This is a genomic window from Phyllobacterium zundukense (assembly GCF_025452195.1).
In the GTDB taxonomy this organism is placed as follows: domain Bacteria; phylum Pseudomonadota; class Alphaproteobacteria; order Rhizobiales; family Rhizobiaceae; genus Phyllobacterium; species Phyllobacterium zundukense_A.
Genome location: NZ_CP104973.1, coordinates 1,254,246 through 1,274,583 on the forward strand (window position 1 = coordinate 1,254,246; position 20,338 = coordinate 1,274,583).

21 protein-coding genes are annotated in these 20,338 nt (G+C 60.9%); 14 read left to right on the top strand and 7 right to left on the bottom strand.

Translation table 11 applies throughout. The features are described from left to right. Positions 1-2 precede the first annotated feature (2 nt). The 3 genes from N8E88_RS18520 to N8E88_RS18530 are packed head-to-tail and all read left to right on the top strand — an operon-like array spanning position 3 to position 2,508. The gene (locus tag N8E88_RS18520) at positions 3-845 is read left to right on the top strand and encodes a phosphoenolpyruvate hydrolase family protein (RefSeq protein WP_262294951.1); all 843 of its coding nucleotides are present in this window, start codon (positions 3-5) and stop codon (positions 843-845) included. Positions 846-871: 26 nt separating this feature from the next. After that, complete coding sequence (locus N8E88_RS18525; protein WP_262294952.1) at positions 872-1,285, top strand: cupin domain-containing protein; 414 nt, start codon at positions 872-874, stop codon at positions 1,283-1,285. A gap of 35 nt (positions 1,286-1,320) precedes the next feature. Continuing rightward, positions 1,321-2,508 carry a M24 family metallopeptidase gene (locus N8E88_RS18530; protein WP_262294953.1) on the top strand — a complete coding sequence of 396 codons (1,188 nt, stop codon included), beginning with the start codon at positions 1,321-1,323 and terminating at the stop codon, positions 2,506-2,508. 70 nt (positions 2,509-2,578) lie between these two features. Here the strand turns inward: N8E88_RS18530 and N8E88_RS18535 are convergent, their stop codons facing one another. Further along, positions 2,579-3,172, bottom strand: coding sequence for a DJ-1/PfpI family protein (locus tag N8E88_RS18535; RefSeq protein WP_262294954.1), 594 nt, complete (start codon positions 3,170-3,172; stop codon positions 2,579-2,581). Between the two features lie 54 nt (positions 3,173-3,226). Further along, complete coding sequence (locus N8E88_RS18540; protein ID WP_262294955.1) at positions 3,227-3,925, bottom strand: GntR family transcriptional regulator; 699 nt, start codon at positions 3,923-3,925, stop codon at positions 3,227-3,229. 89 nt (positions 3,926-4,014) lie between these two features. Between N8E88_RS18540 and N8E88_RS18545 the strand changes: the two genes are divergently transcribed. The 4 genes from N8E88_RS18545 to N8E88_RS18560 are packed head-to-tail and all read left to right on the top strand — an operon-like array spanning position 4,015 to position 8,608. After that, positions 4,015-5,031 (top strand): Ldh family oxidoreductase, encoded by a 1,017-nt coding sequence (locus N8E88_RS18545; protein ID WP_262294956.1) that lies wholly within the window; start codon positions 4,015-4,017, stop codon positions 5,029-5,031. Further along, on the top strand, positions 5,028-6,257 hold the full coding sequence (locus N8E88_RS18550) for an iron-containing alcohol dehydrogenase (protein ID WP_262294957.1): 1,230 nt from the start codon (positions 5,028-5,030) through the stop codon (positions 6,255-6,257). The genes N8E88_RS18545 and N8E88_RS18550 overlap by 4 nt, the downstream gene beginning before the upstream one ends. Before the next feature lie 15 nt (positions 6,258-6,272). After that, positions 6,273-7,760, top strand: a complete 1,488-nt coding sequence (locus N8E88_RS18555; RefSeq protein ID WP_262294958.1) for an NAD-dependent succinate-semialdehyde dehydrogenase — start codon at positions 6,273-6,275, stop codon at positions 7,758-7,760. A gap of 11 nt (positions 7,761-7,771) precedes the next feature. Further along, positions 7,772-8,608: an alpha/beta hydrolase gene (locus N8E88_RS18560; RefSeq protein ID WP_262294959.1), complete on the top strand. Its 837-nt coding sequence runs from the start codon at positions 7,772-7,774 to the stop codon at positions 8,606-8,608. Positions 8,609-8,695: 87 nt separating this feature from the next. On the opposite strand, the gene N8E88_RS18565 is transcribed toward N8E88_RS18560, so the two are convergent. Further along, a complete protein-coding gene (locus N8E88_RS18565) occupies positions 8,696-9,589 on the bottom strand; it encodes a GntR family transcriptional regulator (RefSeq protein WP_262294960.1) in 894 nt (297 codons plus the stop codon). Between the two features lie 195 nt (positions 9,590-9,784). Here N8E88_RS18565 and N8E88_RS18570 point away from each other — a divergent pair, with 195 nt between their 5' ends. From N8E88_RS18570 to N8E88_RS18580, 3 genes are all read left to right on the top strand, one after another. Further along, positions 9,785-10,762 carry an ABC transporter permease gene (locus N8E88_RS18570; RefSeq protein WP_262295526.1) on the top strand — a complete coding sequence of 326 codons (978 nt, stop codon included), beginning with the start codon at positions 9,785-9,787 and terminating at the stop codon, positions 10,760-10,762. After that, positions 10,759-11,532, top strand: coding sequence for an ATP-binding cassette domain-containing protein (locus tag N8E88_RS18575; protein WP_262294961.1), 774 nt, complete (start codon positions 10,759-10,761; stop codon positions 11,530-11,532). Before N8E88_RS18570 ends, N8E88_RS18575 begins: the two co-directional genes overlap by 4 nt. A 75-nt stretch (positions 11,533-11,607) precedes the next feature. Then, positions 11,608-12,522 (top strand): sugar ABC transporter substrate-binding protein, encoded by a 915-nt coding sequence (locus N8E88_RS18580; protein WP_262294962.1) that lies wholly within the window; start codon positions 11,608-11,610, stop codon positions 12,520-12,522. A gap of 192 nt (positions 12,523-12,714) precedes the next feature. On the opposite strand, the gene N8E88_RS18585 is transcribed toward N8E88_RS18580, so the two are convergent. Then, positions 12,715-13,617 carry a GntR family transcriptional regulator gene (locus tag N8E88_RS18585; RefSeq protein WP_262294963.1) on the bottom strand — a complete coding sequence of 301 codons (903 nt, stop codon included), beginning with the start codon at positions 13,615-13,617 and terminating at the stop codon, positions 12,715-12,717. 132 nt (positions 13,618-13,749) lie between these two features. On the opposite strand from N8E88_RS18585, the gene N8E88_RS18590 reads away from it, so the two are divergent. The 4 genes from N8E88_RS18590 (at position 13,750) to N8E88_RS18605 (ending at position 17,629) form a co-directional block, all read left to right on the top strand. Beyond that, positions 13,750-14,772, top strand: coding sequence for an ABC transporter permease (locus N8E88_RS18590; protein ID WP_262294964.1), 1,023 nt, complete (start codon positions 13,750-13,752; stop codon positions 14,770-14,772). 32 nt (positions 14,773-14,804) lie between these two features. Next, on the top strand, positions 14,805-15,746 hold the full coding sequence (locus N8E88_RS18595) for an ABC transporter substrate-binding protein (RefSeq protein ID WP_262294965.1): 942 nt from the start codon (positions 14,805-14,807) through the stop codon (positions 15,744-15,746). A 62-nt stretch (positions 15,747-15,808) separates the two neighbouring features. Then, positions 15,809-16,609, top strand: a complete 801-nt coding sequence (locus tag N8E88_RS18600) for an ATP-binding cassette domain-containing protein (RefSeq protein WP_262294966.1) — start codon at positions 15,809-15,811, stop codon at positions 16,607-16,609. Positions 16,610-16,633: 24 nt separating this feature from the next. Then, positions 16,634-17,629: a zinc-binding alcohol dehydrogenase family protein gene (locus N8E88_RS18605; protein WP_262294967.1), complete on the top strand. Its 996-nt coding sequence runs from the start codon at positions 16,634-16,636 to the stop codon at positions 17,627-17,629. Between the two features lie 325 nt (positions 17,630-17,954). Here the strand turns inward: N8E88_RS18605 and N8E88_RS18610 are convergent, their stop codons facing one another. The 3 genes from N8E88_RS18610 to N8E88_RS18620 all read right to left on the bottom strand — a co-directional run bounded on the left by N8E88_RS18610 (position 17,955) and on the right by N8E88_RS18620 (position 20,336). Next, positions 17,955-18,449, bottom strand: a complete 495-nt coding sequence (locus N8E88_RS18610; RefSeq protein WP_262294968.1) for an acyl-CoA thioesterase — start codon at positions 18,447-18,449, stop codon at positions 17,955-17,957. 296 nt (positions 18,450-18,745) lie between these two features. Beyond that, complete coding sequence (locus tag N8E88_RS18615) at positions 18,746-19,522, bottom strand: ABC transporter permease (RefSeq protein WP_262294969.1); 777 nt, start codon at positions 19,520-19,522, stop codon at positions 18,746-18,748. After that, a complete protein-coding gene (locus tag N8E88_RS18620) occupies positions 19,506-20,336 on the bottom strand; it encodes an ABC transporter ATP-binding protein (protein ID WP_262294970.1) in 831 nt (276 codons plus the stop codon). The genes N8E88_RS18615 and N8E88_RS18620 overlap by 17 nt, the downstream gene beginning before the upstream one ends. Positions 20,337-20,338: the final 2 nt, after the last annotated feature.

Genomic DNA, 20,338 nt, shown 5'->3' on the forward strand with positions numbered 1-20,338 from the left:
CGATGCCAGTCATCCCTCGCAAAACCATCCTCGAAAAATTCCACGGCATGATCGCCGCCGGCGTGCCAATTGTCGGCGGCGGCGCCGGCACGGGCATCTCCGCCAAGGCGGAGGAGGCTGGCGGCATCGACCTCATCATTATCTACAACTCGGGGCGCTACCGCATGGCGGGGCGCGGTTCGGCGGCCGGACTGCTCGCCTATGGCAATGCCAACGAGATCGTGAAGGAAATGGCGCTCGAAGTGCTGCCGGTAGTGAAAAAGACGCCGGTGCTTGCCGGCGTCAACGGCACGGATCCCTTCGTGCTGATGCCGCGCTTCCTCGCCGACCTGAAGGCAATGGGCTTTTCCGGCGTCCAGAACTTTCCCACAATCGGCCTGTTCGACGGCCGGATGCGGCAGAGTTTCGAGGAGACGGGCATGGGCTACGGTCTGGAGGTCGACATGATCGCGATGGCGCACCGGCTGGACCTGCTGACGACGCCCTATGTATTCAATGTGAGCGAGGCGATCGACATGACGGTTGCCGGCGCCGACATCGTCGTGGCGCATATGGGGGTGACGACCGGGGGCACGATAGGCGCAACCTCCGGCAAATCGCTTGATGACTGCGTCGATGAGATCACGGCGATCGCCAAGGCCGCGCGCGCTCTGCGCGACGACGTCATCGTGCTCTGCCATGGCGGCCCGATCTCCATGCCGGACGATGCGCGGTACATCCTGGAGCGTTGCCCTGGCTGCCACGGCTTTTACGGCGCAAGCTCCATGGAGCGCCTGCCCGCCGAGGCGGCGATCCGCAAGCAGACGGAAGATTTCAAGGCGCTCGCCATCGGCGCGGTCGTCTGACGAGAGATATTGGAGGAGACCATCTCATGGCAAAGACCAACTACTTCGTTTATCAGGAGGACGTGAGCACCTTCGGTTTCGACTGGGGTAAACTATCGCTGACGGTGGCGCCGGAGATCAACGGCGCCGGTCGATTTTCCGGTGGTGTCGTCGACCTGCCGAGTGGCGAGGGCCATGCCCGCCACAATCACCCGGGTGCAGAGGAAATCATCTTCGTCATCTCCGGCGAGGGCGAACAGATGGTTGAGGACGAGAATGGCTATCCGATCACGACGAAAGTTGGCCCCGGCTGCACCATCTATGTTCCGGAGAGCCGCTTCCATTCGACGAAGAACACTGGCTCTGGTCCGATGCAGCTCTTCGTCGTCTATTCGCCGCCGGGGCCGGAGCTTGCGCTTCGCGAGCTGCCGGACTTCCGCCTGTTGCCCCCGGGCTCCTGAAGCCGGGGGTCACACATTTTCTGGGAGGAAAAACGTTGAACATCAATCCAGCGGAAAAAAGGCCCACCGTGCCGCCGTTCGATACGGCCAAGCTCGACCGGCTCATGGAGGAGGCCGGTATCGACGTCATCGTCGCCACCTCCAAGCACAACACGCAATATCTGATGGGCGGCTACAAGTTCATCTTCTTCGCAGCCATGGATGCGATCGGCCATAGCCGATACCTGCCAATGCTGATCTACGAGAAGGGCGCGCCGGACCACTCGGCCTATGTGGGCAACCGCATGGAGGGCGCAGAGCATCAGAACAATCCGTTCTGGACGCCCGCCGTGCATGCGGCGACCTGGGGCACCCAGGATGCCGCCGGGCTCGCCGTCGAGCACCTGAAGAAGATCGGCAAGGCCGGCGGGCGCATCGGCATCGAGCCGGCCTTCCTGCCCTGCGACGCCCGCGACCTTCTTGCCTCGCGGCTGGAGGGCGCGCGGTTCGCAGATGCCACGCATGCGTTGGAGCGGCTGAGGGCCGTCAAGACGCCGGATGAACTGGCAAAGCTGAGGCGCGCCTCCGAACTGATCACCGACGCGATGCTGGCGACCATCGGGGCGATTCGCGCGGGCGCGATGAAGACGGAGATCATCGAGCAACTGCGGCGGGAGGAAACGAACCGTGGCCTGCATTTCGAGTACTGCCTGCTTACACTGGGATCCAGCCACAACCGTGCAGCCTCGCCGCAGGCCTGGGCCGAGGGCGAGGTCCTGTCGATCGATTCCGGCGGCAACTATCACGGCTATATCGGTGACCTCTGCCGCATGGGCGTGCTTGGCGAGCCGGATGCGGAGCTGGAGGACCTTCTGGCCGAGGTGGGATCCATCCAACAGGCGGCTTTCGCCAGGGTCAGGGCAGGGGCTGCGGGTAGCGAGATGATCGAGGCGGCGGAAGCCGTGCTCAAGGCCTCGCCATCGGCGGCCTTCACCGACTTCTTCTGCCACGGCATGGGACTCATCAGCCACGAAGCGCCGTTCCTCATGACGAACCACCCCGTCGCCTATGAGGGCATCGATGCCCACAGGCCGCTGGAAGCCGGCATGGTGATCTCGGTCGAGACGACGATGCTTCACCCGAAGCGCGGCTTCATCAAGCTGGAGGATACGCTCGCCATCACCGATGCCGGCTATGAGATGTTCGGCGACCGCGGCCGCGGCTGGAATCGCGGCGGCCTCTAGTTGATCGCCTTTCGGCATATCGCAGACCCGGGACCTTCGGGGACCGGGTCGTTTGCGCTCGTGGCTCGGCTCAGGTGTGGTGAATTTCCGTTCCCAGCACCTTCAGGCATTCGCGGATGAAGGCGGCGAGCGCCGTCCAGCCCTTGGCGGAAACCATCGTGCCATCGACATAGGCCTCGGTCGGAGCGAGGTCGATGTAGGTGCCGCCCGCCAAGGTGACTTCGGGTTCGCAGGCCCCAAGTGCACCCACCTTCTTGCCGCGAACGACACCATCGACCGCGATCAGGATCTGGACCCCGTGACAGATGGTAAAGATCGGCTTCTTCTCGTCGTGGAAATGGCGCACCATCGCCTGCACCCGCTTGTCGGTGCGGATATATTCCGGCCCGCGCCCGCCCGCGCAGTAGACGGCGTGATACTGGTCGAGCTGTTTCTCGGCTTCGGAAAACGTCTTGTTGATGGTGACGTTGTGCCCGAGTTTTTCGGTGTAGGTCTGGTCACCCTCGAAATCGTGCAGCGACGTCCTGAGAATGTCGCCGGCGCTCTTGTCGGGGCAGACGATGTGCACCGTATGGCCGACGGCCTCCATGGCCTGCTGGTAGACGAAGATTTCGTACTCCTCGGTGAAATCGCCGGTGAGCATCAGGATTTTCTTGCCTGGCATGGGTTCTCCTCCTCGTTGTCAGATCGGGCAGGCACTTCCTTGCCTGCCGGGTTCTCAGATTTCGTCGAATGCCGGCAGCAGCCGGTCGCGCGAATGTTCGATATGGATGCGCATTGCCTTCGCCGCAGCGTCGGGGTCGTGGGCCGCGAAGGCATCGAGCAGCGTCTGGTGTTCGCCGAGTGCCTCCTCGGTCACGCGGCGATGGAACATCAAGCGGAAGATGTGGAAATGCGTGTGCTGGAATGTCAGCGTCTCGCGGATCAGCTCGTTACCGGCAAATTCCATGATGCGGTCGTGGAAGATCGCGTCCTTTCGGGCGAAAGCCGAATAGTTCGCCCGCTCGTCCCTGTCGTCGCTGCGCGTCATAACGCCAGCGGCCTCCGTCAGGACAGCGAGCTTTTCGTCGTCCATCGCCTGGGCCGCCTTGGCAGCACCGGCGGGCTCCAGCAGCAAGCGGAGTTCATAGAGTTCGTCGAAGCGGTGGCGCGTGATCTGGGGTGCGGCACGAAAGCCGACGAGATGCTGCTTGACGACGAGACCCTCGCCTTCAAGCCGACCGAGCGCTTCGCGGATCGGCGTGTGGGAGACGTTGAATTCCTTGACCAGATCGTCGACTGTGATGCGCGCGCCCGGCGCGATCTTCAAGGACATGAGCTGGTTGAAGATCGCCTCGTAGACGTCGCCCGCCAAGCTGTTGGCGCGTGGTATCTGGGTTGTGCCTGCTGATGGTTCCTTACGTCTCGTCAAAATCATCTTGTATTGCCCCTTGACAGGTTCAATCGCTAGCACGATGCTGCGGCCAATACAATCCTATATCCTATACGATTATAGGGAGAAGAAATATGCGGATATCCGAAGTGGCAGCCCTTGCGCTCGCCACCCGCCTGCTGGAAGCGCACCGCGCACCGCGTGATCATGCGGTCCTGCAGGCTCGAGTCCTGGTGACGGCGGAGATGAAAGGGCGTCCTTTGCACGGCCTGCACTGCCTTCCGCGACTGGTCGAACAGATCAAGCGCGGTGTCATTGACCCCGAGACGAAGGGCACGCAGCGCTGGCGGGCGGATGCCGTGATGGAGGTGGAGGGTTCGTCAGGGTTCGGCCCTGTCGTCGCCATGGCCGCGATCGAGCGGCTCGCGCCCCACATCCCCGATCTGGGCATCGGCCTCTTCGCCGTGCGTAATGCGAACCATCTCGGCATGCTCGCGCATTATGTGGAGGCTATCGCCGCGATGGGTTTCATCGGCATCGCGCTCTCGTCGAGCGAGTCGCTGGTCCAGCCTTTCGGCGGTACGCGCGCCATGCTTGGCACCAATCCCGTTGCGGTCGCTGTGCCGACCGCCGAGGAGCCGCTCGTGCTCGATCTCGCGACCGGCCTCGTGCCCCTGGCCAGGATAAATCACCACGCGGCGACCGGAATGCCCAATCCGGAGGGCCGCCCGACGACCGATCCGGATCGTACCAAGGCCGGCGCGCTTGCGCCATTCGAAGATGCGAAGGGGCACGGCCTCGGCATCGCCATGGAGTTGCTGGTGGCAGCCATTGCCGGCACGGCGCTTGCGCCCGATGTGCGCGGCACACCGGACAGCCAGTCGCCCTGCAACAAGGGTGGTGACGTCTTCATAATGATCGAGCCCAGTCTGGCGTCGGGATTGCCGGCACGGCTGTCGGCCTATCTCGATGCGGTACGCACCGCACCGCCTCCCGCCGCCGGCGATCCGCTTCTCGTTCCGGGCGATCGTGCCCGCCGGCGGCAGGAGGCGGCGAGCCGCAACGGATTCGATATCGACCAGCGCCTCTGGGAAGACCTCAATGCGCTTTCCCGCTCCCGTATTCTGGCCTTCGAAGGACAAAGATCATGAGCCTGTTTGCCGTCCTGAGGCTGCCGCGCGAAATCCTTTTTGGCGTCGGCCAGCGCCATGCGCTCGCGAGTGTCGCCGGCAGGACGGGCCGGCGCGCACTCGTCTGCACGGACACGCGCTTTGCCGCCACCCCAGAGTTCGCGGAAATGATAGCCGCGCTCGAAGCCGCCGGAATCGCCGTGCTGGTGCACGACCAGACGCTCCCCGACGTGCCGCGCGATACGGTCGCGGGTTGCGTGGAGGCCGCGCGCGGCTTTGCGTCCGACATGGTGATCGGCATCGGCGGCGGCAGTTGCCTCGACATGGCCAAATGCGCCTCGTTGCTGCTCGCCCATGGCGGCACGCTCGGCGACTACTACGGAGAGTTCAAGGTGCCTGGACCCGTCCTGCCGTTCATTGCCGTGCCAACGACGGCCGGTACGGGCTCCGAGGTCACGCCCGTCGCCGTTGTCTCCGATCCCGAATGCATGCTGAAGGTCGGCATCTCGAGCCCCTATCTCATTGCCGCAGCGGCGATCTGCGACCCGGAACTCACGGTCTCCTGTCCGCCGGGTCTTACGGCGATTGCCGGTGCGGATGCTCTGACGCATGCGATCGAAGCCTTCACGGCCATGCGCCGCCCCGGCGATCCGGAACTCCCGCAGCAGCATGTTTTCGTCGGCAAGAGCGATCTCTCCGACCAGTTCGCACTGCATGCAATCCGGCTCCTCAGCCGGAGCCTGGAAAAGGCCTTTGCCGACGGCTCCGACATTGATGCGCGTGCCGATGTTATGATGGGCGCGCTGGCGGCAGGCTGCGCCTTCGGCACGGCAGGCACCGCCGCGGCCCATGCGGTGCAATATCCGGTCGGTGCCCTGACCCACACGGCGCACGGTCTCGGAGTCGCGACCATGCTGCCCTATGTGATGACCTATAATCGCCGCGTCGCCGCTGCGGAAATCGCTGTTGTCGGCAGGGCGCTCGGCCTCGATCCCGTCGGCGCGGAGGACGAGGAGGCGCTTGCCGATGCGGCGATCGGCGAGGTGAGCCGCCTCTTCGCCGCGATCGGCATCTCGCCGACGCTCGCCAAGCTCGGCCTGCCGGAAGACCGTCTCGACTGGACTGCCGAGCAGGCGCTCGGCATCGGCCGGCTGATCAAGAACAATCCGCGTTCCTTCGATTCGGCCGCCATGCACAGCCTCGTGCGCGCCGCCTATGACGGCGACCTCGCCGCCTGCGCCCTCTGACCTCGAGAAAACATCATGAATGGTAACCAGCATCCTTTGCATCCCGACCACGATCGCTTCGGGTTCCGCTCGTTCTCCCACGGTCTTTATATTGGCGGCGTCTGGCGGCCAGCCGCAGGCGAGGGTTGGATTCAGGTGATTGATCCCTCGACCGAGGCGGTCATTGTCGCCGTGCCCGATGCGACTGTCTCGGATGCGGCGGCGGCCGTCGAGGCTGCTGCAAGCGCGGCGGAAGGCTGGCGCGAGACGCCGCCGCGAAAGCGTTCCGAGATACTGCGCCGCTGCTTCGAACTTATGGTGGAACGCTCCGAGACGCTTGCCACGCTCATTTCGCTCGAGAACGGGAAGGCCTTGCGCGACGCGCGCGGCGAAGTGGCCTATGCGGCGGAGTTTTTCCGGTGGAACGCGGAGGAGGCGGTGCGCATCTCCGGCGAGTTCGGCATTGCCCCGTCCGGTGCGAACCGGATCATCGTCGATTACCAGCCTATCGGCATCTGCGTTCTCATCACGCCGTGGAACTTCCCGGCCGCGATGGCGACCCGCAAGATCGCACCAGCCCTTGCCGCAGGTTGCACCGTCATCCTGAAGCCCGCGAGCGAGACGCCGCTAACGGCCTATGCGCTTGCGGCCCTCTACGAGGAGGCTGGTGTGCCGCCCGGCGTCGTCAATGTGCTGACCACATCGACCCCCGGGCCCGTCACTGCCGCGATGCTGGCCGATCCGCGCGTGCGAAAACTCTCCTTTACAGGCTCGACGGGCATCGGCCGCACGCTTCTGGCAGAAGCGGCCAAGAATGTCATCTCCTGCTCTATGGAACTTGGCGGCAACGCGCCGTTCATCGTGTTCGACGATGCGGACCTCGACGCGGCGATCGAAGGCCTGATGGTAGCCAAAATGCGTAATGCGGGCGAGGCATGCACGGCCGCAAACCGCATTTATGTCCAGTCCGGTATCCACGATGCCTTCGCGGAAAAATTTACCCAACGCATGGCCACCCTAAGGGTCGGCCCAGGTGTGGATTCGGATACGGAATGCGGTCCGATGATCACGCGCAAGGCAGTGGAGAAGATCGAGCGGCTTGTTGCGGATGCCATTTCGCGGGGCGCGCGTGTCCTCTGCGGCGGACGGGCACCGGCAGGACGCGGCTTCTTTTATCCGCCGACGGTACTTGCGAATGTTTCCCCCACCTCTGACATGGGCCGCGAGGAGATTTTCGGTCCCGTCGCGCCGCTTTATCGTTTCGAGAGCGAGGCAGAGGTCGTAGCTGCTGCCAACGATACGGAATATGGCCTCGCCGCTTACATCTATACCGGCGACATTGGCCGTGGCATACGCATCGCCTCGAAGGTCGAGGCAGGCATGATCGCGCTCAATCGTGGACTGGTCTCCGATCCCGCTGCTCCCTTTGGCGGTGTGAAGCAGAGCGGCCTTGGACGTGAAGGAGGGCAGCATCACGGTATAGCGGAGTTTATGGAAGCCAAATACATTGCGACAGGTTTCTGAAGGAGGAAGCTGTGACCGCCGATCCGTTCCGCATTCGTGACCATGTCGCAAGTTTTGACGACATTGTCGACGATATTCGTACCCGCAGCATCGCCACTCGCCGCACCGTCGCCATGGAGGCCAACGTCGCCTACGGTGGTGAGCCGGGCGAGACTCTCGACATCTTCCTGCCAAATGGTACCGGCTCGGACATGCCGATCCACATGTTTATTCATGGCGGCTATTGGCGTATGTTTTCCAAGGAGGACTATTCCTGCGTCGCTGAGACCGTTACACGCGCTGGCGCGGTTGCTGCCATCGTCGATTATTCGTTGATGCCCATGGCGAGGATGGACGTCCTGATCGGTCAGGTCCTGAATGCCAAGGCTTTTTTGCTGGCGCATGCCGATCGCTTTGGTGCCACGCCCAGCAGATTTTCCGTCAGTGGCCACTCCGCTGGTGCCCATCTTGCGACCTTTCTCTTCAATCGCTCAGTAGCGCCCTCGGGCGTAGTTGCTGCCTTCTTGCTTGGCGGGCTATACGATCTCGCACCCTTGCAGACGTCTTTCCTGCGTGACGAGATCGCCTTGAGCGACGAGGAGGTGCGACGGTTTACGCCGATGCATCGCGAGCACGATCCTGCAACGCGCGTCGCTATCATGACGGGCGAACTGGAAACTCACCCCTTCAAAATCCAGGCAAATGCCTTCAGGAACATTCTTGCCGCCCAAGGACTTGAAGTGAGAGCATCGCACATTACTGATGGGGATCACATGAGTACCGTACGCGATCTTGCCGTCGTTGGAACCCCTGTAGCGGCAGCCTTGCACGCCTTTATTGCCAATGATGCCAGCGAACAACCGCGTTGAGGACGGCTCGAACCATTCAGCCCTGGCACAAGATACTCGTGGGCTACAATAGACCATAGCTCGCCAGGACCGCGTGCAAGCGGAAGGTCAAGCGGCCACCTGAATCGAGCGAACCAGGGTTGTCCGCGCCGAGGTCATGTGGCGGAGGCATGCGCGCTCGATTTCATGCGCGTCGCCGCTCGACAGCGCGTCGATGTAGGCGAGGTGCTCGCGTATCGCCGCCTCGTTGCGCTGCAGTTCATCTTTCTTGTTCCACTGGTAGTGGTAGTGGAAGATCAGGGTAATGACCTCGTAGAAATCGTCGATGAAGCGGTTCGGCGCAGCGCGATTTATAAGGCGGTGCAGACGATTGTCCAACCGCGAAAAATCGTGGAAGCGCCGGCCGATTTCCAGCAGCAACTGTTGGTGCGCCGTTTTCAGTGCGGCAAGTTCCGTCCACAAGGGCGAGTCATCGGGTAGTTCGGCGAAGAGGATTGCCGAGCGCAACTCGAACATGACGCGGATCTCGAAAAGTTCGAGCGCGAACTCCTCGGTGAATCCCTTGAACAGCCATCCTGAATTCTGCTTTTTCTCGATGAGTCCGAAGCGGCTGAAGCGGATCAGGAATTCTCTGATGCCGTTTGTTGCCACGCCAAACTGCCTCGCCAGCTGCAGTTCGTTAATGAGCGTGCCTGGCTGGGTGTCCCCGCGCAGCATCCACTCCATGAACTGTTCTTCGACATGCTGGCGTTTCGATGTCGTCTCCGGATCGGGAAAATAGTCGGATTTCGATATGGGCCTGCCAGCCCTCGGCCGGTTGCCGGACGCCTGCGTGATGCTGCGGGCATCGAGCTCGCTAAGCACCTTGCGCACGGTGGTGCGGCTGACGCCGATCCTTGCCCGCAGAGCGTTCTCGGAGGTTGCGCCGATGTCGACGTCGCCGGCCTCGATCAGTTGCAGCGTACGGTTGAAAGCTTTCTTGAAAACTGAATCGGGCTTCACAGATGCGCCTGTCTTTTGTTGTTGCACATTACTTATAAAAAACAACTTGACCTTCGTCCAGTCCTGCGGCTTTTTATCGATAAGAATACAAACCCCGGGTTGCATTGTCATCAGGAGGTTGTGTTGACGGGGACGGACGAATCGCTTGAACGAGAAGTCGCTGAACCGCGCGCCGCTGTTGCGAACAGCGAGAACATCGCAGTGGCCGTTGGCCTCAAGTTGCTCGGTGCAGGTGCTGTCCTCATTTTGATCGGGCTCGTTTTGGTCTTGAGCCTCCTGTCGCCATACTTTCTGTCGCCGCGCAATCTCGGCAACATCCTCGCGCAGACCGCGGTGATCTGCGTCGTCGCCATGGGACAGCATCTGGTCATCCTGACCAAGGGGATCGACCTTTCGGTCGGATCGAACCTCGCACTGGCTTCGGTGCTCGGGGCGCTGAGCTTTCACGCCGGCGCTTCGACGCTGACGGTCGTTGCCGTTATGGTTGCGGCCGGCGCGGCCGTCGGTGCCGTCAACGGCCTGTTTTACGTATACGGACGCCTGCCGCACCCGTTTATCATTACGTTGGCGACGCTCAGCATTGCCAAAGGCATCGCCCTCGAGCTTGCCGACGGCCGCGCGATTCCGGGGATGCCGCCAGCCATCCGGAGCTTGGGCCAGGAGGCCTTTGCCGGGCTTCCCGGGTCGGTATTTGTGGTCGCGGGGGTTGCGGGGCTGATGTTTCTCCTGACGCAGTCGACGGTCTGGGGCCGCTGGATGTATGCCGTGGGTGGCAGGGCCGACGCCGCCGTCCGCATGGGCATACCGGTTTCCGCGGTCTTGGTTTCGGCCTACGTCATTTCGGGGACCTGCGCAGGCATTGGAGCCGTACTTCTCGCCGGCCGCACCGATGCGGGATCGCCGCTGTTCGGCAATCTGCTGGAGCTCGACACCATAGCTGCGGTCATCATCGGCGGAGCCAGTTTTCTCGGGGGTCGCGGGCACATCGGCCACGCCCTGATCGGAGCGATCATGATCGGCGTGATCCGCAATGCCCTCAATCTCTTGAACGTCGGGGTGTTTTACCAGCTGATCGTCATCGGGGTCGTCATTGTCGTCGCCGTCGAGGCCGACGTGCTGCGCAATCATCTCGAGTCCCGCATGCGTGTGCTGCGGGCGGAGACCGGACCATGACGCAGCACCAGCTCGCCGCACATCCGCAACATCCCGTGTTGTCCGTCCGCGGTGCTTGCAAGCGTTTCGGCTCGGTGGTTGCGCTCGACGACGTCAGCATCGACGTCCATCGCGGCGAGATCCTCGCCCTGCTCGGAGACAACGGCGCGGGCAAATCCACGCTTATCAAGTGCATCAGCGGCGTCCACCGGCTGGACGCAGGCGACGTCGTGATAGACGGCGCGGCCAACGTTCTGCGGTCGCCCGCCGACGCGCGGTCGGCCGGCATCGAGACTGTCTATCAAGACCTCGCGCTCTTCGACAACCTTACCCCGGCACAGAACTTCTTCGCCGGACGCGAGATTGCCGGTCCGAAATGGCTACCGCGCGCCATGCGCTTCCTCGACAAGCGGAGGATGGACGAACAGACGCGCTCGTTGATCCAATCGCTCAATGTGTCGCTGCCCCACCTTGACGCGGTCGTGGCGTTGATGTCCGGCGGACAGCGCCAGGCCATCGCCGTCGCCCGCTCGGCGGTCTTCGCCCGCAAGGTGGTCATCCTGGACGAACCGACCGCGGCGCTCGGCCAGCGCGAATCTCGCAAGGTGCTCGACCTCATCGGCGCGCTGCGCGACCGCGGAAATGCGATCATTTTGATCACCCACAATATGGAGCACGTGACGGAACTTGCCGGTCGAGCCGTGGTACTCCGACAAGGGCGGAGAGTCGGCGAGCTCGTTCCGACACGGGACAACAAACAGGAACTGGTCTCGATGATCGTCGGGGCTTGAGCCAAAAAAATGGCGGGTTCGAAAGGCGGCCGCGAGGAGCCGTCGCAGGGCCCGTCAAAACAGGGAGGAAGCGCGATGAAACTGCAGTTCTTTATGGGACCGGTGCTGGTCGCCGTGATGGCCAATGCGGCGGTTGCCGCCGAGAGCGTCAAAATCGGACTGATCACCAAATTTCCGGTGCCGTTCTATTCGACGATGGAGGAGGCCGCCAAAAAATACGCAGCCGACCACCCCGGGATCGAGCTCGTCACCGGCCAAGGTCAGTCAGCAACCGACATCGAAGGTCAGATCGCTCTGATCGAATCGATGATCACGCAAGGCGTCAAGGGACTGGCGATTACGCCCGTCGATCCCACCGTCGCACCCGCGCTCGACAAAGCCGTCGCCGCCGGCATCAAGGTCGTGCTGGTCGACAACAGCATCCCTGGCTGGAAAAGCCAGACGGCGCTGGTATCCACCAACAACCTCAACGGCGGCAAGATCGCCGGCGAGTTCCTGAAGACCAAGCTCAAGGACGGCGACAAGATCGCAATTCTGGAAGGCGTGCCGGGTGTGCCGGCGCTGGACGAACGCGTCACCGGGATGATGGAGGGCTTGGGCGGCGTCAAGGTCAACGTCGTCGCAAAGGGCGCGACCAACTGCACGCTCGAACTCGGCACTTCCGTCACCGAAGACATCTTGACGGCCAATCCGGATCTGAAGGCGATCTACGCGGCGTGCGGTCCGCCAATTCCCGGGGCCGTCAAGTCGCTGGCCAACGCGAATGTTGCTAACGATAAAATCATTCTTGTGGGTTTTGACGCCTGTTGCGGCGAACTTGAAGCGATCAGAGCCGGAACGGAAGATGCGAGCGTCGCGCAATTCCCGGCGAAGATGGGTGAGCTTGGCATTGCGACCGTAGTCAAGGCCATCCAGGGTGAGGCGGTGGATGCCAATGTCGACACTGGGGCGGGGCTTGTTACATCCGAAAACGTCAAGGATTTCGATTGACCCAAGGAGCCCGACGGACTTCCGGCGGGCTGCTTGCGACGCTCTTGGGCTTAAGCAAGGGCGCCGCATCGGCGCGTTTGGCCTTGGTGTGCACGAGAACGAGGCATGCCTGGAAGAACGCGGTCCTTGCCCCGCAATCTCCATGCGATCCATGCGCGGTGGCCCGAGGGCGGTGATGCCATCTTCGACCCGCTAGGATAGGGCGTGAATGCGCAGCGAGGAGAGTAGCGTCTGCTTCGATGTGCGAAGGTGATCGCGCGCTGCCGCGAGCGCTGCGGTTTCGTCGCGCGCTTTCAGGGCCGCGATCAGTCTAAGATGTTCGTCGATTGCGGCTGCGTTACGCTCGCGTTCGTCCTTCTTATCCCACTGGTAATGGTAGTGGAAAATCAAGGAAATCACTTTCTGGAATTCGGCGACGAAGCGATTGCGCGTGATGCTGCCTATCGCCAGGTGAAAGCGCTCGTCCAGCAGGGAAAAATCGTGAAAACGCGCATCGATTGCCGCTGCAAGCGCGCGATGCGCCTCGTCGAGCTCCTCTATCTTGTGCCAAATCTGGTGGCTGTCGGGCAGCGCGATGAGCTGCGAAATCGCATTGAGCTCAATCATCATGCGGAAATCGGAAAGCTCGATCGCGAAATCAGAAGTGAATCCAACAAGCTCCCAACCGTTTTTGGGCCGCCGTTTGACAAGGCCGAACCGGCTGAGCGACGCTAAAAACTCCTGCAGGCCGTGGACGCTGACCCGAAACTGTCGGGCAAGTTCGGCGACATTGAGTGGCGTGCCCGGCGGAACGTCGAAGCGCAGGATCCAGTAAAGAAACTGACGTTCGAGCTCTTCGGGAGAAACCTGGCTCGCACTTACCGTCAGCCATTCGTCTTGGCGCGGCATCCGCATGAGCGCTTTCTGGCGTCCCTTCCATTGCACTACCCCGATCATGTCCAGGCGTTCGAGGATTGAACGGATCACTGTACGGCTCACGTCAAATTGCGCAGCAAGCGCCAGTTCCGAAGCCAGCAAATCACCTGGTTTCAACGCGGAACACTCCTCAAGAACCGCATTGAAAGTCGCCCTGAAACGTTCGTCTGTCCGCGCCATTGCGAGAGCCTCCTGTCGTAGCTCCCAATAGACCAAACGACAGGTGTCGACAATAATTAAAAACAATTGACAGCGGGTGTTTCGACCTGCAGTCTGCATTTAATTATTTTATACCGCTCAGGGAGGGGCGTTATGTCAGTTGAAGTGGAACGGCTTGTTGTGCCGTTAGCTGGGGTCAAAATTTCATCGGATGCCCTGCATAAGCTTTCAGCGCTATTCACGCTTTTGATGCTGGTTGGACTGTTCGCCTTCGGCAATGCCGCCTTCCTGAGCGTCGGCAACGGGCTGACGGTGCTGTTGCAAACGTCGGTCATCGGCCTGCTCGGGATCGGAATGACGTTGGTGATCCTGACCGGCGGTATCGATCTCAGCGTCGGTTCGGTACTGGCGCTTTCCGGAACCGTGGCTGGGCTGGCGGTAAAGTTCGGAATTCCTGTACCGCTCGGCATGGCCATGGGAATCGTGGTCGGAGCTCTGTGTGGGGTGGTCAATGGGATCGTGGTCACGAAGATGCGCATCACGCCATTTGTCGCCACACTCGGCATGATGCTGATCGCGCGAGGCATTGCCTTGCAGATCACTGGCGCCGCTCCGATTTCGCAGTTGGGCGAGGCGTTCGGCAAGTTGGGCAACGGTTCGCTTTTCCGGGTCATCGGCATGGGTTCGAACGGGCTGCCCAAGGTCATTTTTCCGGGGATTCCCTATCCGGCGATTCTGCTTGCCGTCGTCGCCGTGACTGTCGCCTACATGCTGCGCCGCCGCTCCATCGGCCGTCACATCTATGCCACTGGTTCGAATGAGGAAGCCGCGCGGCTTTCCGGTGTCGAGGTCGATCGAACCAAACTGGCCGCCTATGTCATGTCCGGCGCGCTCGCCGGACTGGCGGGGATCGTTTTGATGTCCCGACTGGTTACTGCCCAGCCCAATGAGGGCGTCATGTACGAGCTCGACGCGATCGCTGCGGCCGTCATCGGCGGGGCGTCGTTGATGGGCGGGGTCGGCACCGTTTCCGGAACCATGATCGGCGCGTTCATCATCGGCGTCCTGCGCAACGGCCTGAACATGGCCGGCGTCTCAGCCTTCATCCAGCAAATCATCATCGGCTTTGTCGTCATCATGGCGGTCTATGTCGATCAGTTGAGAAGCCGCCGTTAACCGGCAAACTGTCTTCATCAGAGGAGGAGAACATGAAGAAGACCTTGAAAGCACTGTTTCTGGCAAGCACGATGATCGCCGCGCCCGCCACCGTCATGGCGGGGGAAATCGCGGTGATCGTCAAGACAACCAACTCGAACTTCTGGCAGAATGTCAACAAGGGCGCGTCTGCCGCGATCACCAGCCAGAGCGAACATACGATGACCTTCAACGGCCCGGCCACGGAATCCGCGATTGCCGACGAACTCAGCATGGTCGAAAACGCTATCAATCGCGGCGTGATTGGCATCGTGCTCGCACCGTCGGATCCGGATGCACTCGCTCCGGCCGTCAAAAAGGCCAACGAAGCCGGTATCCCGGTCGCCATCATCGACTCCGCGCTCTCGGATGCCAGCAAGGGCACCTTCCAGACCTTCCTTTCGACAGATAACTGCGAGGCCGGCAAGCTTGCCGCGACGATGATGATCGACAAGGTCGGGAAAGAAGGCAAGGTGGCCGTTATGTCCTATGTGGCGGGCGTCGGCTCGGAAGTCGGTCGCGTCGGCTGCTTCGTCGATCATCTGAAGGCGAATTCCAAGCTGGAAATCGTCGGCCCATACTATTCGCAGTCCCAGATGGCGACGGCGCTCAACCAGACGACCGACGTGCTTGCCGCCAATCCGGATCTCAAAGGCATCTTCGGTGCCAACGAGCCGACCGCGGTCGGCATGGGGCGTGCAATCGTCCAGGCCGGCAAGGTGGGCCAAGTTGTCGCCATCGGATTTGACGGCAACGAAGATCTGCAGGCCTTCGTCAAGGATGGAACGCTGGCCGCGACCATGGTCCAGGGTTCCTATCAGATGGGCGAACTCGGCGTGAAGGCCATTCTCGACATCATCGGCGGCAAGAAGGCCGAGCCGCAGATCGATACGGGCGTGGTTGTCGTCACCAAGGACAATATCGCCGCTCCCGAGGCCAAGAACGTTCTCTACTGAACGGCGGGCCGCGAGAAGGTAGAGGCTCAGGCCTCTGCCTTCTCTTTCGTCAGGAAAAGCTCATGAACGCGCAAATAACAGGATCGCGGCCGCTGGTCGAGATGATCAATATCGAGAAGAGCTTCGGCGGCGTGCACGCAGTCGAAGACGTGTCGGTCAACCTCTTTCCCGGAGAGGTCGTTGGAGTCCTCGGCCATAATGGCGCGGGAAAATCCTGTCTGATGCGGATTCTCTCCGGTGCCATGGCGCCGAACGCCGGCCGGATCAGGATGGGGGACGAGGATGTCCGGTTTCTATCACCTCAGGACGCTCGACGTCAGGGGGTCGAGACAATTTACCAAACGCTTGCCCTTGCCGACCATCTCGATGCTCCGTCCAATCTTTTTCTCGGCCGCGAGCTGAAGACGCGCTGGGGCAATCTTGACGATAAGAACATGCTGGAGGAAGCGCGCCGGGTGCTGCATCGGCTCAACCCCAACTTCAAGAATCTGAGCGACCCGGTTTCCCGGTTGTCCGGTGGTCAGCGGCAGGTCATTGCCATTGCGCGTGCCATCTATTTCAAGGTGAAGATCCTCATTATGGACGAGCCGACGGCTGCGCTCGGACCAGCCGAGACAGCAATGGTCGCCGATCTCATCAGGCAGTTGCGGAGCGAAGGTATCGGCATCTTTCTCATCAGCCACGACATGGACGACGTCTTCGACCTCTGTGACCGTATTGTTGTGATGAATCGGGGACGCAATGTCGGCGGCTACTGCATCGAGGAAGTGACCAAGGATGATGTGCTGAGCCTGATCGTCAAGGGCGAGATGCCCGATGGCTGGCGGCCGCGCAATGCGCCAAAACACTACAAACAGGCCTGAGTTCGAATTGAGGAAGGAAGACGAATGTTATGTGGCACCTGCGTCGAACCAGGACGGTTCGAACTCATCGAACGGCCTCTTCCCAGGGACTTGCCGGAAGGCTGGGCTTTTGTCGACATCGCGGCGGTCGGCATTTGCGGAACGGATTACCACATCTATACCGGCAAGCATCCTTATCTCAATTATCCACGCGTTATCGGCCATGAACTCAGTGGCCGGCTGGTCACCCCTGTAGGCGGCATCGCGGCCGGCACCCTTGTCGTGATCAATCCCTATATCGCCTGTGGCACATGCCGCGCTTGCCTGCGCGGCAAGCCCAATTGCTGCACGAACATCGCGGTCTTGGGCGTTCATCGCGACGGCGGCCTCTGCCAGCGTATTGCAGTCCCGGCGGGCAACCTCATAGCCGCCGAAGGACTCGACGAAATCCAGGCGGCCATGGTCGAGTTCCTGGCGATCGGGGCTCATGCGGTGGCCCGTTCGGGATTGGCCGCCGGCGACCGGGTTCTGGTTACGGGCGCCGGACCGATCGGCATCGGGACCGCGCTCTTCGCGCGGCTCGCAGGCGCGGAGGTTCACCTTTTGGATTTGAGCTCGCAGCGGCTGGCTTTGGCGCGCGAGAAGTTCGGTTTTCAAAATACGTATGAAGATATGTCGCGGATCCTTGAAGGCGACCGCGACGATGGCTTCGACACCGTCTTCGATGCGACGGGGGCCGCGGTAGCCATAGAGGCAGGCTTTTCATTACTCGCGCATGGCAGCAGTTACGTGCTCGTCAGCGTCGTGAAGGATCATATTCGTTTTGACGACGCGGAATTCCACAAGCGGGAAACTCGCATCATCGGCAGCCGCAATGCCGTCCAGTCAGATTTCGAAACCGTCATGGCGGCCATCCGTGAGGACAAGATCTCCACGGCTGCCCTCTGCTCGGTGATCCTGCCGCTGGGCGACCTGCCGCAACGCCTGCCCGAACTCGCCGAGGACAGGGCCGGACTGATCAAGGCGGTGGTGAGGCTCTGATCCAGCGCCTAGGGATGCATCCAGAGGATAATTCGGTTTGGCATTCGGTATCGAGTCCATAGTCGAACAGCTTCGACAGGTAGTGTGCATGTCCCATGGCCTGATAATGCCGTCGCATTCTCAAGCGAAATGGCTTAGCCGCGTTTCTGGCGGCACTCGGGCCGAGAAAATCCATGCTTATTGGAAAAATTTCGACGGAACGTTTATCCGTGGGACCTTTGGACAAACTTATAGAAATTTCCACGAAAACGAGCTGGATCTGTTCCCTATCGCAACACCGACGCATCATTTGAGGTGATTCCGCGGAGGTCTCTGCGTACTCGGCTCATGTAGCCGGGCCAGAGCCGGCCTCTCTGAATCGCGTCTCGAATTCCCGTCGCAAGGCTCGCCTTGCTTCTGCGGCGCGCAAGCGTTGCTGCGCGATCTCTGTCGTTGGATTATATGGCGGCACTGCAGTTGGCTTGCCATCCGTATCGACGGCCACCATTGTGAAATAGCAGGAATTTGTGTGTCGACGCGCGCCGGTGCGGATGTCTTCGGCCTCAACCCGAATACCGACCTCCATGGAGGTACGACCGGCGTAGTTGATCGAGGCTCGAAAGGTCACCAATTCACCGACCATGACAGGCTGGCGGAACACGACCTGATCGACGGACAACGTGACCGCGTATTGCTTCGAGAAGCGCGAGGCACAGGAGAAGGCGACGCGGTCCAGGAGATTGAGCAGGGCGCCGCCATGGACCTTGCCGCTGAAGTTGGCCATGTCGGGTGTCATCAGGACGACCATTTCCATTCGACTTGTATCTGTGCCGTCATCCATTGTGCGCCTCCGTTGTCCCAGCAAATCAATTGGTATCAGCTATGGTGTCCCAATAGGAAGTCCGCGCAGCGTTCTGCAATCGTAATGCAGGGAACATACAATATCGCCGCTGTCATTTGGCCCTGCGAGCGGCGCGATGGCCGAGTGGAAAAACCGAACGGTCCCTGGCTGAAGAGGGATCCTACTCATACCGCTGCAACAAGAATCGGTAAAAAAGCTCGCTAATATTGGCATGCACGTGTACGGGTGGTCGCTTCTTGTAGCGGCCACCCATCAGCCTGCATCAACTATTCCAACTAGGCTGCCCGTTCCTCCGAGGCATTGGGCCGCCATTTAATGAGGCGATTTTCCATCACATCCAGTATTCGGTCGATCACTAGGACGAAAACCGCCAGGATAATGATGCCTGCGAAGACGCCGACTGCATCGAAATTGCCTTCTGCCTGGGCAATCAGGTAGCCAAGCCCTGCCGACGCGCCAAGATATTCGCCAATAATCGCACCGACGACTGCAAAGCCGACAGAGGTGCGCAGAGAAGAAAGAATCCAACTTGCTGCCGCCGGGAAATAAACGTGGCGCAGAAGCTCGGACCGCTTGGCGCCAAGAATACGGGCGTTTGCCAGCACCACCGGATTGACTTCACGCACACCCTGCATCGCGTTGAAGAATGTAATGAAGAAAACGAGCGTTACAGCGAGCGCAACTTTCGACCACAGGCCAAGACCGAGCCAAAGCACGAAGATCGGAGCAAGCACGACGCGCGGGATGGCGTTCAAGCCCTTGATAAAGGGGTCGAGAATGCGAGCGGCACTACGGCTAAGACCAAGCCAGACGCCAGCAGCGACGCCTAGACCTGTTCCGATAACATAGCCCAGAACGGTTTCCGTCAGCGTGATCGTCACATGACGATAGAAATTGGGATCAATGATCCAACTGATGATCTGGTTGAAGATGTCCATGGGCGCAGGGAAAAAGAAAACATCGATGATGCCAACGGATACCCCGAGCTGCCAGCCGCCAAGAATGGCAACAAGCAGGCCCAGTTGGATAAATCGTTCAGTCGCGACGTTCATAGCTCTTCTCCACTTCGCCGCGCAGCGACGCCCAGATATTGCGGTACAGATCCATGAAGCGCGGATCCAGTTTGATTTCGGCGACGTCGCGGGGACGCTCAAGATCGACAGGGAAGCTGTTGATAACCCGGCTGCGCGGTCCGGCGGCCAACACGGCCACCCGGTCGCCGAGGGCAATGGCTTCCTCCAGATCATGTGTAATCATGACCACGGCCCTGCGTTCCTCCTGCCACAAACGCAAGAGCTCGTTCTGCATCAGATGGCGAGTATGGATATCGAGCGCCGAAAACGGTTCATCCATCAAAATGACCTTTGGACCGCTGATCAATGCCTGGGCCATCTGAACACGCTTTCGCTGACCGCCCGAAAGCTGATGGGGATATCGCTGTTCGAATCCCTTAAGACCCACCTTGGCAAGCCACGCGGTCGATCGCTCGCGGCGGTCCGACGTGCCTACGCCTCGAAACAGCAAGCCAAGTTCGACATTCTCGATGGCCGTTTTCCACGGTAACAGCGCATCCTGCTGGAACAGGTAGCCGATATCATTCTGAATACCCGAGACGCGATTGCCATCGATCGAGACGCTGCCGCTGGCCGGTTTGAGCAGCCCGGCAATTGCGTTCAGTATCGTACTCTTGCCGCATCCGGTCGGCCCGACGATGGCAAGGAATTCGCCGTCCGCCACCGTCAGATTGACGTCCTCCACCGCAACAAAAGTTCCGAAGGACATTGTCACGGAGTCGATGGCAACCATCGCCTTCTTTCGTTGCGGGGCGGTTTCCTCCACCACCGGTTTTACCACTGCCAGGGCCATGG